The 16,135-nt window shown below is 35.5% G+C and carries 14 protein-coding genes and 1 pseudogene; 6 read left to right on the top strand and 9 right to left on the bottom strand.

What is annotated here, in order from left to right:
* Window positions 1-11: 11 nt before the first annotated feature.
* On the bottom strand, window positions 12-1,271 hold the full coding sequence (locus DPQ31_RS27285) for an MFS transporter (protein ID WP_208731261.1): 1,260 nt from the start codon (window positions 1,269-1,271) through the stop codon (window positions 12-14).
* 274 nt (window positions 1,272-1,545) lie between these two features.
* On the opposite strand from DPQ31_RS27285, the gene DPQ31_RS27290 reads away from it, so the two are divergent.
* Window positions 1,546-2,127, top strand: a complete 582-nt coding sequence (locus DPQ31_RS27290; protein ID WP_000124673.1) for a TetR/AcrR family transcriptional regulator — start codon at window positions 1,546-1,548, stop codon at window positions 2,125-2,127.
* 520 nt (window positions 2,128-2,647) lie between these two features.
* On the opposite strand, the gene DPQ31_RS27295 is transcribed toward DPQ31_RS27290, so the two are convergent.
* From DPQ31_RS27295 to DPQ31_RS27305, 3 genes are all read right to left on the bottom strand, one after another.
* Window positions 2,648-4,732, bottom strand: a complete 2,085-nt coding sequence (locus tag DPQ31_RS27295) for a serine hydrolase domain-containing protein (RefSeq protein WP_208731262.1) — start codon at window positions 4,730-4,732, stop codon at window positions 2,648-2,650.
* 93 nt (window positions 4,733-4,825) lie between these two features.
* Window positions 4,826-5,992, bottom strand: coding sequence for a serine hydrolase domain-containing protein (locus tag DPQ31_RS27300; protein ID WP_208731263.1), 1,167 nt, complete (start codon window positions 5,990-5,992; stop codon window positions 4,826-4,828).
* Window positions 5,993-6,757: 765 nt separating this feature from the next.
* Window positions 6,758-7,927: a serine hydrolase domain-containing protein gene (locus DPQ31_RS27305; RefSeq protein WP_208731264.1), complete on the bottom strand. Its 1,170-nt coding sequence runs from the start codon at window positions 7,925-7,927 to the stop codon at window positions 6,758-6,760.
* Window positions 7,928-8,654: 727 nt separating this feature from the next.
* Here DPQ31_RS27305 and DPQ31_RS27310 point away from each other — a divergent pair.
* Together DPQ31_RS27310 and DPQ31_RS27315 are read left to right on the top strand one after the other, a co-directional pair.
* Window positions 8,655-8,804, top strand: coding sequence for an HU family DNA-binding protein (locus DPQ31_RS27310; protein ID WP_002060360.1), 150 nt, complete (start codon window positions 8,655-8,657; stop codon window positions 8,802-8,804).
* Window positions 8,805-8,917: 113 nt separating this feature from the next.
* Entirely contained in the window at window positions 8,918-9,310 is a 393-nt protein-coding gene (locus DPQ31_RS27315) for a hypothetical protein (RefSeq protein ID WP_097953838.1), read from the top strand.
* A gap of 423 nt (window positions 9,311-9,733) precedes the next feature.
* On the opposite strand, the gene DPQ31_RS27320 is transcribed toward DPQ31_RS27315, so the two are convergent.
* From DPQ31_RS27320 to DPQ31_RS27330, 3 genes are all read right to left on the bottom strand, one after another.
* Window positions 9,734-10,147, bottom strand: a complete 414-nt coding sequence (locus DPQ31_RS27320) for a type VII toxin-antitoxin system HepT family RNase toxin (RefSeq protein ID WP_098323516.1) — start codon at window positions 10,145-10,147, stop codon at window positions 9,734-9,736.
* Complete coding sequence (locus DPQ31_RS27325) at window positions 10,137-10,544, bottom strand: type VII toxin-antitoxin system MntA family adenylyltransferase antitoxin (protein WP_208731265.1); 408 nt, start codon at window positions 10,542-10,544, stop codon at window positions 10,137-10,139. The genes DPQ31_RS27320 and DPQ31_RS27325 overlap by 11 nt, the downstream gene beginning before the upstream one ends.
* 233 nt (window positions 10,545-10,777) lie before the next feature.
* On the bottom strand, window positions 10,778-11,053 hold the full coding sequence (locus DPQ31_RS27330; RefSeq protein WP_208731266.1) for a DUF1093 domain-containing protein: 276 nt from the start codon (window positions 11,051-11,053) through the stop codon (window positions 10,778-10,780).
* Between the two features lie 109 nt (window positions 11,054-11,162).
* Between DPQ31_RS27330 and DPQ31_RS27335 the strand changes: the two are divergent.
* A pseudogene (locus DPQ31_RS27335) lies at window positions 11,163-11,354 on the top strand (TetR family transcriptional regulator C-terminal domain-containing protein); the annotation flags it as partial.
* A gap of 136 nt (window positions 11,355-11,490) precedes the next feature.
* Here the strand turns inward: DPQ31_RS27335 and DPQ31_RS27340 are convergent.
* Window positions 11,491-12,270 (bottom strand): hypothetical protein, encoded by a 780-nt coding sequence (locus DPQ31_RS27340; protein ID WP_208731267.1) that lies wholly within the window; start codon window positions 12,268-12,270, stop codon window positions 11,491-11,493.
* A gap of 136 nt (window positions 12,271-12,406) precedes the next feature.
* Here DPQ31_RS27340 and DPQ31_RS27345 point away from each other — a divergent pair, with 136 nt between their 5' ends.
* Entirely contained in the window at window positions 12,407-12,934 is a 528-nt protein-coding gene (locus DPQ31_RS27345) for a matrixin family metalloprotease (RefSeq protein WP_001011319.1), read from the top strand.
* Window positions 12,935-12,957: 23 nt separating this feature from the next.
* Window positions 12,958-13,731 (top strand): cardiolipin synthase, encoded by a 774-nt coding sequence (locus DPQ31_RS27350; RefSeq protein ID WP_208731268.1) that lies wholly within the window; start codon window positions 12,958-12,960, stop codon window positions 13,729-13,731.
* Between the two features lie 596 nt (window positions 13,732-14,327).
* Here the strand turns inward: DPQ31_RS27350 and DPQ31_RS27355 are convergent.
* Window positions 14,328-15,977 carry a S8 family peptidase gene (locus DPQ31_RS27355; RefSeq protein WP_208731269.1) on the bottom strand — a complete coding sequence of 550 codons (1,650 nt, stop codon included), beginning with the start codon at window positions 15,975-15,977 and terminating at the stop codon, window positions 14,328-14,330.
* Window positions 15,978-16,135 lie beyond the last annotated feature (158 nt).

Consider the following 16,135-nt stretch of genomic DNA (forward strand, 5'->3'; position numbering starts at 1 on the left):
ACACGTTTATTTCATAAAATCTTAACTCGTCTGGTCATAGCCCAAAAAAGAAGAGCGAAAGCACTGACAGAGGCTCCGAGTAAGGAAACTCCTCCCCAGCCAAAGTGTGCGTATATTTGAGTCGAAGCAATTGAACCACCAGCACTGCCGATAGAATAAAAAACCATATATCCAGCAGTAAGTCGACTCCGTGCTTCTGTATGCAATGGAAGAATCATGGTTTGATTCGTGACATGTATTGCTTGTACGGCCAAATCAAGTAGAACTATCCCTATCACTAATGCGATTAATGACTGCTCCATATAGCTGATGAACAACCATGAAATCAATAATAGAGCTAAAGCAATGCCTGTCGTTCGTTGTCCGTAACCTTGATCGGCTAATTTCCCTGCCCGTGCCGCAGCTAAGGCTCCAGCCACACCTACAAGACCGAATGCGCCAATTGCACTATGAGATAGAGCAACTGGCGGTGTACTAAGTGGCAGTACTAGTGAAGTCCACAAAATGCTGAAATCAGCAAAAATCAGCATGGCTAGAACGGAGCGAACGCGTAACGTTCGTTCTTGAATAAATAAAGTAAACACCGATCTAATCAACTGAGGATAGGATAGCGATTTTACCTCGCGCTCAACATTGGGCAACATCTTTATAAACATAAAAACCATCAAAAGCATGAGCGCAGCAGAAAATAGATATACAGAACGCCATCCCGCAACATCTGTTAATATACCAGCAAAAGTACGTGCGAGAAGTATGCCAATAACTATCCCACTTGTTACAATACCAACGACACGTCCTCTTTCTGTAGGGGAAGCGATGGCCGCTGCAAACGCCACGAGAGTCTGTGTCACAACTGCAAGCAGCCCCACCAAAGCCATACCTGCGAAAAGTACCATGCTGGAGGAAGCAGTACCAACTATAACCAGAGCTGTTGTAGATAATAGCATTTGACCGACAATTAGACGTCGCTGGTTTAGCAAATCTCCAAGCGGTACGAGTAGCAGTAAGCCCACTCCATAAAAAATTTGTGTAGCGGTAATAACAACACCAATAATGGAATGGTTAATACCAAACTCATTAGATAGTTGATCAAGCAACGGCTGTGCAAAGTAAATATTGGCAACAGACATTCCACAGGCAGCCGCAAACAATAATGCCAAAGTGTGAGACATGGATGGCTGTTGATTCAAATTAGGTTTTGTTATGGAAGATTTATGACTTATCTTAGTGTAGAGTGGATCATCATCTATATTTGTCTCTGTTTTGAACATACCTTACCCTCCAATCACATTAGATTTTTAACCATAACATACCGTTCAGTACAATATGATTACTGGTAAATATAACTTAGTCTTATTCATGATGTCAACGATTTTTGAACTGAAGTTTATGTTGCATTAAATGAATGCAGCTTGATTTGACATAAATAATGGCTAATTATATAATAATTACATACTGTTTGGTAATAAAAAAAACAATTGTATTTACCTACACGCCTATCCTAAAACAATTAATAAAATCAAAGTTTGAGAAGGAGAATTCTTAATGGCAAGAACCCGCGAATTTGATGAGGATCAAGTTTTAGATGCAGCAATGCAGTTATTTTGGGAGAAGGGATATGAGGCTACCTCATTAAGTGATCTTACTTCTAGAATGGGCATTCAACGCCCTAGTATTTATTCGACCTTTGGAGATAAGAAAGAATTGTTTGAAGCCGCACTTCGTAGATATACAATGTCTCGGGCCTCTGATATACGAAATAAGCTTCAAAGTCACTCCTCTGTAAAAGAGTCATTTTCTATTTTCTTTGCCGATGTCGTCAATGAAGAATACGCAGGGGATCTTAGTAAAGGTTGTTTTTGTATCAATACAATGGTTGAATTAGCACCTCATGATGAGAGATTTGAAATTTTGACCAGAGAACATCAAATGTACCTCGCCGTCATTTTTCAGGAGACGATTGAACGAGGAATCCAATCAGGTGAGCTTGAAGTCAACACAGATGCAAAGTCTTTGGCACAGGCACTGATTGTAGCGTTAATCGGTCTAACGGTTATGATGAAATCCCGCCCCCAACGTACATTTGTCGACAATGTAATAGCAACGACGCTCACATTACTTAAGTGACATAATTGTATATGAAAGTACGAAAACTATACCTTTATAAGGGTAGCGTCATATCTCCATCAAGCTAAGAAATGCAAATACCCCTAGAACGAAATTTAGTACAAAATTTCGTTCTAGGGGTACTATAAAATTTTAGCTTGATAGCGATGTGGTAGGGCCCTATATTTGACTCTTTTTCTACACCTAGATATTCTAGAGTTCGTTCTAACATAAGTGCAACCTGTTGACTTGTGATTGTATCATATGGCGTAAACTTAGTAGCTTAAACACCTCGGATAATTCCTGTATCGTATAGGGCTTGTACATCATAATACCGGCTGCGAACGTATTTACATCAAGAAGATCAATGGAGCAAATGATGATTGCCCTGAATTAGTATGATAGCTGTTTTTGCAGAGTTTGAGCGTGATATTATTCGTTGAAATTCTCTTCTTAAAGATAATACGTAAATACAAACAAAACCAGCAAAACACCGTTCCTATGTCGTACTGGTTTTGTTGAAGTCCATCTAGAATTGTAGCTAGTTCAACGTAATTGCAAATTCTGAGTTCGGTGCCCCAGCAATTACAACCGTTCCATTCTTCGGCAGTTTTACTTTGTTATTGCCGCTCACAATGGTAAAGTTGACACATACTCCATTCTCATCATACACCGCGAACGCACCCTTCGATGGCAATGTCACGGTCATCATTTTTCCTGCTGCCGCTTGCGGGATCGTAAACCATTTCGCATGCCCATTTGCTTGCAGCGTAACTTTGGTTGATTGGCTAGCATCAAGTGGTTTTACGTTGGTTCCACTTACGTATAACAACCCGGCCATTTCCATATATTCATTGCCGCCTTCTGTATAGAAATGCGTTTCCGTCGTATCACGGCCATTCATCACGGGGATCTGGAGCTGATGCGTCGCGGTGTTCGGACCTGTAATTTTTCTGCCCTCCCAATAGCCCGCCAGGCCTTCCTTACGAGTAATTTGTGTGGTAATAAGTTTCGGTTGTACGAGATATTCAATAGAACTAAATTTCTCATTCACGAGATAGAACTTGACACCTTCCCGCTTCGCCCATGCGGCAGCGGTTTTCTTTGATAGCACATTGTCTTCTAGTTTCTCGGCTAAATAGTGAGTCATCGCACTTTGCCCTAATTCTGGTGTCGATTTATATGTGCTCTCCCTCAAATAAGTTCTTCCATTCTTCTCGGTGACAAAGTTGAGCTTAGAAGTACCCTTCTCATTAATAAAGCTTCCATCCGCAGTATATACATATTTTTCTTCTCGATTAGATGGTAAGAACAGTTCTCCATTCTTTGTAATTTCAATTTTGAAATGCGTTTCGCTATTGCCATAAAAGCCCGCTTTCTTTGCCACGTCTTGAGGCATCTTGACCTTGACCGGCTTGCCAAAAGATTTGTTCGGCTTGATGTTCTTAATTGTACCCTTCTCTTTAAGCACGGCGAGCAGCAATTCTGTTGCCAGCAGTTGATTTGTAGAGCTTCGTCCACCGGATGACAACACAGCCGCTGCCATTTTCTGTTCTGGAAGCACGACCAGTATAGCATGTTGCAGTGCCGTGTCGCCGCCCTTAGCCAAGCCTTTTATCCCATATTCACTGAATGGGTATAGTTTCACGCTATCCCAGCCAAGACCATAGTTAAAAACATTATCTCCATCCCCCGGCCACATTCCTTTTTTATATTCCTCTTGCTCCATCGCCTTGACTACCTTATCAGAGAGGATCCCTTTTCCCTGTCCCATAAATAATTGTGAGAATCGTACCATATCTTCTGCTGTGGAAGAGACCCCTCCCGTACCAATCACATTCACCGATTCAATTGGAAGCTGCCCTTGGTACGCCGGAAAATAAAGTCCAGCCCGCTTTTCGTCTCTCCATTTGTCCTGTGGCGTTTTTGTATGATTCATCTTTAAGGGTTCTGTAAACCGTTGATGTAGAAATTCGGTAAAGCTCATGCCGCTGACTCTTTCCACCAAAATTTCGGCCAGCGTAAAGCCATCGTTGCAGTATACCGAGAACGCGCCAGGGTCTGCTTTCAGGCTCTGGTTGGACAATTGCTGCAACAAGAAATCATGGGAATAGGTATCATTATCGTTAAATAAAAATGCATTACTTAACGTGGAACCTTGCAAGCCGGAGGAGTGATTCAACAACATACGCGGGGTAATGCGTTTGTACCGCCCATCTTTCATCTTAAAATCAGGAACATAGTTGACCACAGGAGCATCCAAATCGACTTTTCCTTCGTCCACCAATTTCATTACAGCCGCTGTTGCATACATTTTACTGACTGAACCAATCCCGTATAGAGTATCTTTGGTTAGTGGCTGTTCCCCTTCCATATCGTTCTTTCCAGCCTGCCCCGACAAAGTAAGCTTGCCATTATCAATTAGCGCATACTGCACGCTAGTCGTCCCATGGGACTTCGTGAGTAGCGCAGCCTTTTCTGCTGCAATCTTCTTCAGTTCTTGGCTAGCTACTTCTGCGTTAGATACGACTGTAGTCTTACTGTCAGAAAATGCTTTCGCCCCTGTTGGTAGAATCATAGTTAGCGCTAATGTAGCGACTAATACACCAATTAATTTATTTTTCATGAAGGAATTGCCTCCTTAGATAAGTGATCAATTTCATCATTTAATTGTTTAACTATGAAAATATGATAAAAATTATCCGTTCTTCCTTTTGACCTACTTACTAAATTCAGCAAGTAAAATATTTTTAAAAGGATCAGGACTATCAGCTTTAAGGCTGTTCAAATTGACGGCCAATGTATGCTTACCTCCAAGTGTGCCCCCAGCAAAAGTTAAAAATCCAGGAATGGTTCCTCCATGCCCCCATATCGATACACCGTTTGAAAGCTTCATTTTGAAAATTCCAAGCCCGGAATCGCCAAGTTGATCTATTCCTGTAGGGGCTGTTGTAAGCATTTGCTTTAGTTCCTGTTCTTTCAGTAATTTACCCCCAAGTAAATAAGAGAAGAATTTGTTTAAATCATCAGCTGTAGAAATCATATCTCCGGCCGAGCTCCCCATACTTGGGTTATAATCAGTAACATCTTTTGGCTCACTTGCTCTGTCTAATTGGATATATCCACGGGCATGCTTGTTTCCTGGAATAACACTTGAATTTCCGGGTAAGAATGTATTCGATAATTCAAGTGGTTCAATAATTCGATTTTCAATCTCTTCCGCATAGCTGTTCCCAGTTACTTTTTCAATAAGAATTCCTAGTAATACATATCCTGTATTTGAATACGACCAGTTCTTTCCTGGAGCAAAATCTGGAGGCATGGATATTCCCATCTTTACTAATTCTTCAGCAGTATAAGATTTTTTTGTATCCATGATATTAAAATCCTTTGACCTTGTGTAATTAGCGATACCACTTGTGTGGTTCAATAATTGCCGGATAGTAATCTGTTTATCATCATATCCATTTCCCTGAATGACACCAGGCAACCATTTTTCAATAGAATCGTCTAGATTCAAGCGGTTTTCTCCTGCTAGTTGAAGTATAACTGTTGCCGTGAACGTCTTCGTCACGCTACCAATGCGAAAGCGAAAATCTGTTTTCATTGGTTTCTTGCTGCTCAGATTCGCTACCCCAGCGGCATAACTCCATGTTTTTCCACCCTCAGAAGTTTTAGCAAGTATCCCCGGGAATCCAAGTTGCAATGTATCCCGCACTGCTTGCTTGACAGAATTACGATCTCGCTGAGTACTTGTTTGTACCGAACTAGATACACTTTGAGTAGGTTCTGCTTTTACAATTAAGGTTGGTGTTGTATATAACAGGGAACTTCCAGCTACTAAAAGGGCAAGACTTGCAAATGTAATTTGACTACGTGTTTTCATAGGGCATTCCTCTCCTCTATTCATATTGTATAGGTGGTTTCTTGCTATTTCGTATTAACCACACAGCTACCATCTCCACCAATGAAAAAAAGTCAACATTGAATTCGTAATCATCTTCATAATTATTTTTTTACAAACGCCATTCTGTCCTGGGTAAATCCCTCTTTTCCCACATATATGTTAACCACATAAATTACTTCTTTTCCTTGAAACAGTCTTGTTACTGGTCTGCTTTTCATATATAAGTCATATCTGTTCGCCTTTCACGCCTCTTTATATTTTTATCATACACAATGAAAATTTCTTTTTTCTTACTCATTTCTTACAAATTACTTACTTTCAAAATCGATTTTATAATAGGATAGAAGGAGCATCTGTACCGGAAAGTTCAGTAAATATATTAATCAAAAAGAAACACAGAGGTTTTTTATTTCTGTGTTTCTTTGTTCCATCCTTTTAAATATTAAGAGTCAATTTACCCTTAACAGGATGAATTCTGGCTCTTTTCTAATGTAATTTTTCTTCTTCCAATACAACACAAATGACATTGTGCTGCATGAAACACTCCTAACGTTGTTAAAATCACTTGTTTTTAAGTCAAAATTTATTTAACTTAGGGCAGATACTCCATATCCATCAGCTTAAGAAAAATAAACGCCACCAAAACAAAAAAAGCCCCAAATTTTTCTTGAAAATAAGTTGGGGCTTTTGAACCAGAAAAGTATATTTTCAACTATGAAAATTATGTTAAATTTTTCCTTTTTCCTACTTGCTAAATTCAGCAAGTAAAATATTTTTAAAAGGATTAGGACTGCCAGTTCTACCCAAACTATTCCAATTGACGACCAACGTATGCTTGCCTCCAAGTTTACCTCCAACTAGAGTTGTAAACCCTAGAATGCCACCTGAGTGTCCCCATATCGAGACACCGCTTGGAAGCTTAATTTCATAGATTCCAAGACCATATCCATCGATTCCTTCTTTTCCTGTAGGAACTGTAGTAAGCATTTGTTTTAGTTGCTGTTCCTTCAGTAATTTGCCACCGAGCAAGTAAGAGAAGAATTTGTTTAAGTCGTCAGCAGTAGAAATCATATCTCCAGCAGAGCTACCTGCACTTGGGTTATAATAAGTAACGTCTTTTAGCTCACTTGCTCCGTCTGGTTGGACATATCCACGGGCATGGTTGGTGCCTGGAATAACGCTTGAATTGCCAGGTAGGAATGTATTCGACAATTCAAGCGGTTCAATAATCCGATTTTCAATCTCTTCCGCATAGCTGTTTCTGGTTACTTTTTCAATAAGAATACCCAGTAATACGTATCCTGTGTTTGAATAAGACCAGCCCTTTCCTGGGTCAAAGTCTGGGGGCAAAGAAATCCCCATCTTCACTAACTCTTCAGCCGTATACGATTTTTTTGTATCCGTAAAATCAGCGTCTTTTGACCTTGAGTATTCAGCAATACCACTTGTATGGTTCAATATGTGCCGAATAGTAATCTTGTTACCATCATATCCATTTCCTTGAATGACACCAGGCAACCATTTTTCGATGTAGTCGTCTAGATTCAGGCGATTCTCTCCAGCTAATTGAAGTATAACCGTTGCGGTGAACGTCTTCGTCACACTCCCAATGCGAAAGCGAAAATCTGTTTTCATTGGTTTCTTGGTTCTCAGATCCGCTATCCCAGCGGCATACCCCCACGTTTTTCCACCCTCAGAAGTTTTAGCAAGTATCCCCGGGTATCCAAGTTGCAATGTATCCCGCATTGCTTGCTTGACGGAAGTACGATCTCGTTGAGTATTTGTTTGTAACGAACTAGATACATTTTGAGTGGGCTCTGCTTTTACAATTGAGGTTGGTGTTGTATATAACAGGGAACTTCCAGCTATTAAAAGGGCCAGACTTGCACATGTAATTTGACTACGTATTTTCATAAGGCATTCCTCTCCTCTATTCATATTGTATAAGTGTTTGCTTACTGTTCCTTACTTCCTGACAAGACTTAGGGAAAGGCCCTCACGCATATAGATTAAAGCTCCAGTACAAAGGTATCTATTAATACCAACAATTTGAGCCATTTAAATCTCCATCCCTTCTATAACAAGATTATTCAAAGGTATGAAAGCATATTATGTACCCTTAGTTATTGTTAGGATTAACACAACATGAGACATAACCCCAACCCATATTTTACTTTATTTATCCATAATATGTATTGAGAAAGAATACAAATTCGAATCCTTTCCGTAACCCAACTATTAATCGTTTTTTTCACTTACTATAAACTCAACAGAAAACTATTCACTTACGCAAATGTACATCAATATCATCCTTGAATTTCAAAATACAAATTATTAATAAAACAAGTAAAGTAGCTATATTAAGAACATTGAAGATATACCCAAAAAACAACACGCCTGTCAGTACATGAGATATAAATCATTCTCTGATTTTTTTGAAGACAGCATAACTTTCTCTAGTATAAATATGCTAATGCAAGAAACTCGTTTTATATATAGCAAACACGTTATAATGATTACTGAAATTTTGTTGAATATATAGGTATGAGGGATGAAAAAATGGAACTCATTAAACAAGAAACAAACTTAACTCAAAAGATGCGTTTTCAGCGATACAAATAGGATTGTACCAAATCGCAAAATGTTTACAACAAGGAGAAAAAGTACAGTTACTTGGTTTTTGAGGACATCCGAAGTCCAGGAACTTGCAGAGCGTAACGGTCATAATCCAAAAACAGGAGAAGCGATGAAGATTCTCCCTTCAAAATTACCAGGTTTTAAAATCAGCTAAGAACTTAAATATATGGTAAAGTAAAAAAGTATTTCCCTACATATTAGGAAAATACTTTTTTAAAGGAACCTCAAAACTCACACATACCCTATACAGTAAAGGAAGTTTGGTACATGCAATTTTCTATAGACGCGATTCGGAATTTCCTCATACATGATATGGAATCCTATCGTGAAATGCTCCTACAAGAAAATGATTATGACAATATGAAATGGAGCTACACTACATTCATCGATATGAATAATTACCTAAAGAAAACAAATATGGATCAAGAGGAAATTCAAGAGTTATTATCGGTGAGCCGTGAAGGGATCTCTTTTGGATCGGTAACAAAACGTGATATGCTCTTTATACATTCTCTTACTAGTCCAAATCGATGTTTGGAACTAGTGGAAACCTATAAATTGATGGAACGAACAAACGAATACGTTCCCAATATGAAAGAAGAATTGCAATGGCTCAAAGATCGATGGGAAAAAGGGTTTTATATTTTTGTTAATCAATAAATATGTTGTATTTATAAAAGCGCTTACCATAGCAAATGTAGAAGATTCAAAGAATATGAATATAGCTTAGAAAAAAGCAAATCTTCTTAAAAGGGAAGCTTGCTTTTTTCTTATTCCCCCTTTTTGAGGGGATGAGCAAAAACCACCCTTAATGAACTTTATTAATATTTTAAAATCATATTGTTTTAGTGTTTTTATCTGTGAAGAATGGAGACTGGTTTTTATTTAATATCTTCCGAGATAAAAAAGGAGACCTACTAAATAGGTCCCTTTTTTATTCTACATATAAGTTTCATTGCTTTTTGGTTTTGAAATTGTAAGGTATAAAATTGTATATGGCGTTTTCTTAACATTACTATCAATAGCTAATTCGTGGCTCTCAGGATTGCTCACTTTCTTAGCTCTATTATTCTGTTCTTTCATTTAAAATTCCAATATCCCCATAACTTCTTTCGTAAATAGTTTAAAATCAGTTAAATGTTTTTCAATAATTTGACGAACAATATCTAAATTTACACTTTGATAATCATGAACAGCAATATTTCGAAATCCCACCATCGCCTTTAACTTATTTGCTAGCTCTGCGCTAAGTAATCCTGCTGTAACCAATAAATCAAAAGCCTCTCGACTAGATTGGGGTAGTCCTAATTTTTTCCCAGCAACAATATGCATTGCTAAATCAATACTCGCTTCACAAGCTCTTTGTATATTCAATATTATTGAATCTTGCTTTGTGTAATCCTCCAAATTTTTAGGTTCATTTCCATATACATCTTGGATTCTTTTTATACAGCGCTCTATTGTGGAAATTTTATTTAAAATAACCTCATTCTTCATATATAGAACCTCTTTTCTTTATATCATCGAACACTATCTTGCGTTCCTCATTCAATTTTGAATACATTTTTAAAGTTTTCATTTCAAAAATGATTTTCCGTTCTTCATCAGAACAAAATATTGTCTTTCCTGTATGTATAATCTGAGCTTGAAAAACTGTAGAAGCTTCGGATAAATCAACTAAATCAACATCTCTATGAACAATGTTAGCTAACTCCTGTGCTAATAAAAAACGTTCATAGTTCCCTAAAGTTGTGTCACTTAAATAAGCTATATCAATATCACTATCTTCCCGTTCTCTGTTCTCAGCCGTTGATCCAAACACAATTATCCAATAGGGATTTACCGCCTCTTGTAATTTTTCTATAATAGCTGTTATCATGCTTTGAAAAATCATTTAATTAATCCCCCTTATTATACTTGAATTTTATTATATCATAACCATTACAAAATCCATTAAGCTACAACAAATACATAAACAAAATTAAACCTTCTTAGTACTTAAAGCACCTCAAAATTACGTGCTTATCCCTGTAAAAGCAAAAGACTGACAATAACTGTAAGTCTTTTGCTTTTGAAACTCTAAACAAATAGGGGCTATATTTCTCTAACAATGGCGTCTTTTATATGTTAATTCACCTTTAGTTTTTCTTTTACTTTTGCAGGGAGTTCCTCTTTCTTAACCTCTTCCCAAGATTTCACACCTTTTTCCTTATCGTCCTTATCAATTCCAGACAATTTATATTGGTAGGTCGTATCACCATTAACATTTTTCTCTTTTAATTGTTCGCCATCCTTATTAATTTGAACATAATATTTATCTGTACCAAGTCGATTTAAGTTACACCCCGATAAAAACACAGTAAACATCACAAAAACACTAAACATAAGCATTATTCGTTTCATATTATTCATCTCATATTTCTTCTCACAAAAATTATATCCTAATCTTCTTACTACCAAAATCCATTAACATTACATTTTCGTAATATAGGCTTTTCTATCAACTTGTAGCCTGGAATCTCTTATTAAAGAAGGAATCGAAAAAAATGAAATTAAAAATGATATAGATGTTATGTCACTTGCTTCTTTCCTTTCTTCTTCAATAAAAGAAGCTATTATGGCTAGTCGAGTATGAAAAAATAATATACACCATCATTATTTTATAGAACGAATAAGACATCTTCTTAATTCATATTCTGCATAAAGAATGCAAAAGAAAACTCAAAAAAAAGATTAGACTCTTTTTTTGAGCTCTTTTCTTTTCATAATGCAATTTATTATTTTAAATATCCGCAAATTCTATCCTTTAATGCCGGATAGATTTATAGCCTGTGAAAATGTTATTTCACTTTTGAAGACCTCTTCACAAAATCCTTAATATCCTTTAATTTTTTTCCACTAATATTATCTTTGATGGTTGAATCTATTTCATTTTCAATATAAAAAGTTTTCTCATTAACCTTTACCTCAAATTTATATTTATATTTATTTTTATCCCAATCTATTAAATTGCTTTTTAGTTGTGCAATATCCCTTAAATCAAACTGAATCATAAAAGGTTCTAAAGCTGGATAAAAATGTCCAAGTTTACTATTCTCTTTTAAAAAAACTATATATGTGTCACCAGATTTAGGTTTTATATACAAGGGATCTTTGTTTTTCACTTTTTTTGTAAACACTTTCGTAGCACCTTTCAGAATTATTCCATTGTCATCAATAACTTCATTACTTTCCTCTAATACGAGGCTTTCTGAGTATCTATGATTTATTAAAATTTTATTCTCTACAGAGTCCCCTTTTAAAATTTCTTTAACATGAAAATTAAACAGATGGCCTTCGACATCTTCATCTTGAATCTCATATGATGAATTGTTTGCCATATTCCATTTAGAGTGTAAACCGTCATATTTACCTAGTACAATTACATCTGCTTCTTCTACCATTTCACTTAAATGATTTGTAGTTTTGAATGTCTTACTTAATACTATAGTTTCAGAATTCGATGAAACATTAGACACTTCTGCTATGTCTGTATTTGACCAAATTGTTTTACCAATAATAATTAAAAAAGTAAATATTAATAAACATAGACTCCATTTTATTACTTTATGTTTATACATTATAATAACGTCTCCTTAAAAGATATTTTATACCATTTTCTCAATATAAATATTCCGAATTTTTAAAAAATATTAATTCAAAACAAGATAATGATGCTATAATTCTCTTGTTAAAAATAATCTTTGGAGGGATAATATGAATTTTAGAAAAGGGATTACTGCATTTTTATTAGGTAGTGTGTTTGTCTTTTCCAGCGTTGGAGTTTCAGAAGCTTATGTAAAAGAAGGATGGAAGCTACCTTCAAAATCAGCTACATATAAGTGGGGAGACAGATTAGACGATGGCTCCAGTATCATTAAATCCGGTTGGCAAGCTGCAGATTCAGCCTGGTACACTGCTTCTCGTATTAACTTTACAGTCTCTTCTTCTTCTGTGAACAAATTAAACTCTTGGTTTGAAAGTTCCTCTACTTATTACGGAAGAATGAACACAACTTATAATACATCCACTAAAAAAGTAACGAAATTCGCTGGTGATATTAATGCAGGGAATACAAATATTACAAAATCTAATGTTGCTAAAAGTACAGGAGTACATGAGTTTGGTCATGCAATAGGAATAGGTCACAACAGTGGCACTTCAATTATGAACAGCAATCGTAATCGTACTACTATGCATGTTCCTCAAACTGACGATAAGAATGGTGTAAATGCAATCTATTAACAGAAAAAGGAGATGATTTCTTAATGTTAAATAAAAAAGCAAAAAATTTAGTAATTGCAATTCCTTTAGCTGCAGTGATTGGTTTCGGAGGATATTCAGCATATAATAGTCACTTCTCCAATGTTGCTGGCGAAGATAAGAATGCTGAAACTGTCATTCTCAGTAAAGATTTCCCTGCTACAAGTGATTTAAATCAAATGATTAATGAAGCCGACCTAGTTGTAATCGGTGAATATGAAGGTCTTGACTCTAAGTGGAATATGGCACGTAATCCAAGTAATCCATCGGAAGAGGACAAAGAAAACTATGTTGAAGGACATCTATATAATTTCAACATTTCCGAAACAATTAAAGGTGTAAATGAAAATAAACAAATAAAAATTAATCATCGTTTCGCTGAAAATGTAAAACTTGAAGATTCTAATGCAGTTGTTGCACCAGATGGCACAGTTACAAAACAAGCTACTAAGGTAACTACTAAAGAGGTTCAAAATAAGGATCCTTTATATATCGAACCTAAAGTTAATAAAAAATATATGATGTTTTTAAAGAAAGATCAATTATTTGGAAACTACTACGGAGCAATTGAACCATTTGCAATTACTTTTGATGAAAATAACAAAGCTGACCTCCAAACAAACATAGAAACTATTAATGAAAGTAAGATGTCTTCCAAGGCAGAAATTGCAGGTAAAACAATTGTATTGAAAAATGAAATACATGAAACTATTACTGACAATATTAGCGGTAAGACCCTTAATGAATTAAAAGATCAAGTAAAACAAAATGTTAAGTAATAACCATAACTTATAATAATTTATCCTAATTCATACGATAGTAAAAATTAATTTATTAAAGTTGTCAAAAATTAAATACAAATTATCTTAAACTACCCCTACTTCCACATCGTTTAGAATTTTGAGATGAATGTCATGAAATAATAAAAAAGAAAGGGCTTATCTTTAAGTAATCCTTAACATAAGCCCCTCCTTCTATTTAATTATTTAAACACATTCGTTTCCATCACTCTATACAGCAATTTCTATAACAATGGATTACCTATTTCAAATAGTGAAAACTACAAATTAGTTGAAAAATTAAACATTTATGCAGCTGGTTGGACTTCACTATTACCACCAATTACCGTTGTGCATATAATTGAAAAATAGTTCATTTCTAAATTTATAAAGAGGCTACACTGAATATTATATAAATGTAGATATAAGACACTTCACTACACTAAAAATATATCCAGGAGTACTTTCCTCTTCATATGGTTAAAAGTACAACAGATAGGCTCTTATACTATTACACATAAGAGTCTATCTGACTAGTATTATAAACAACTAGTTATATAAAAGTCTTTCATACTAAATAAAAGATATCTCTACAATTATTCTGGGAAAATGAAGCTAGAGTTCCCTTCACTATTAGCTGAATCCTCTTTTGGGAATGTAATAGTAGATCCTTCATTTCCCTTATTTCCATTATTTATTTCTTGTTCCTCAGGAAACACAATGGAAGAATCATTACTTAAGTTTGGTGAAAAACCAAGTTTAGATAAAATGGCTTTTAAGTCAGGTAACACACCAATTTTATCAGAAGTTGGATCATTAGATTTCGTTCCAGTACTAGAATCACTTAAAATATCCCTTAGCTGGCTTGGTGTATATACTTTCCCCTGATTATTTTTTGCAATTCCTTGAATTGATGCAGCAGCACCAGCAATAATAGGTGATGCACTAGACGTTCCGCTAAAGCTAGATGTATATAGATTTGTCATAAATTCACTTGGTTTTGCATCTGTTGTGTCTACTGCATTTCCCCACCCATAAACATCCACTCTACTACCGTAGTTAGAGAAATATGAACGTTTATGAGGGACCCTTGCAGAAGCTGCCCCAACCATAATTGCCCCTGAATCTTTAAAATCAGGACTATTACGATTTAAAACTTGTTTACCATTACGGTCTCTGAATTGATCCAAATCATTTCCGCCGTTTGCACCTGCTTCAATGATAATAATTCCCTTATTTGCTCCTATACGAATTGCATCAAATATATCTGGTTTTACTTCTACAGGAAGATAGTTCTTATCTCCATATCCATCATATGTTGCTTGGGCTTCTAATAAAAGGATATCTCCAGCTTGCATATTGTTAACTGCACTTAATATAGCATCTGCTGTATTATATCTACCGTTATCTCTAATCTGGGATACAACTTTTACCTTAGCTTTTGGTGCAATCCCAATTCCGCCTATGTTATTATCTTCTGCCGAAACAATCCCTAAGACTGAAGTACCGTGATCATGGTGTTCACTCTTATTCTGTCCTGATATTAATTCGATTTTCTGATTCACTAAATCTTCATGAGTAAATAACCAGCCATACTCCATATCTACAAAAGTTGTTCCTTTTCCATCTCCACCTTTTATACCCCAGGCATAAGGTGCATTGATTCCTAATGGTGCTGGTTCAAGGTAACCTTGCCTTGTAAGTCTAGGCTCATCATATGGATTAACAGATAAATTCGGTAAACGCTCTTCTGGTGGTGCTTCTTCTTCTTGTAGATATGCCGTTTCAACAAGAGATGATTTTTCAAATTTTACAAGTAATGCTTGTACATCAACATCAACTTGAGTTTCTACAATATAATAGTTTAGCAAATTAGAAGAAATATAATCAGAGTCTTTTATTTCTTCACCTAAATTTTTAATTTCTGTAGGGTTTAAAGAACTAAAAAGTCGATTTATAGTTATATTTGGGTATTCGGCTAAAATTTTAATTAGTTCAGGGTCTTGTTTTTTTTCTTTAATGAATTTTTCTATCCCATCCTGATATGGTAAATTTGCTTCATTTTTAAATTTCAAAATTAATTGTTTAGTAACTTGCTTATGTACAGTAGAATTCAATTGCTTATTTGAATAACTGTAAGTAGCAGCGTAGGCAACTTCTGATTTTTCGCTTGGAAGTATACCACCTACCCCATTAAATGCTGTTAAAGCAATTGAAGAAACTAGAATTCCCTTAAAAATTTTCAAAATGTGCACCTCTTTTAATTTATATATGATTATAAAAAAATGTATATTACCTAACTTCTTTTCTTATACGAACGTCTTAAATGTAGGCTTATATTTTCAACTCCATTCATTTTTTAATAATTGCTTATACATCACTAATACAACTAATTCATGTCATC

The sequence above is a fragment of the Bacillus sp. COPE52 genome, from assembly GCF_003355115.1.
Taxonomy (GTDB): Bacteria; Bacillota; Bacilli; order Bacillales; family Bacillaceae_G; genus Bacillus_A; species Bacillus_A toyonensis.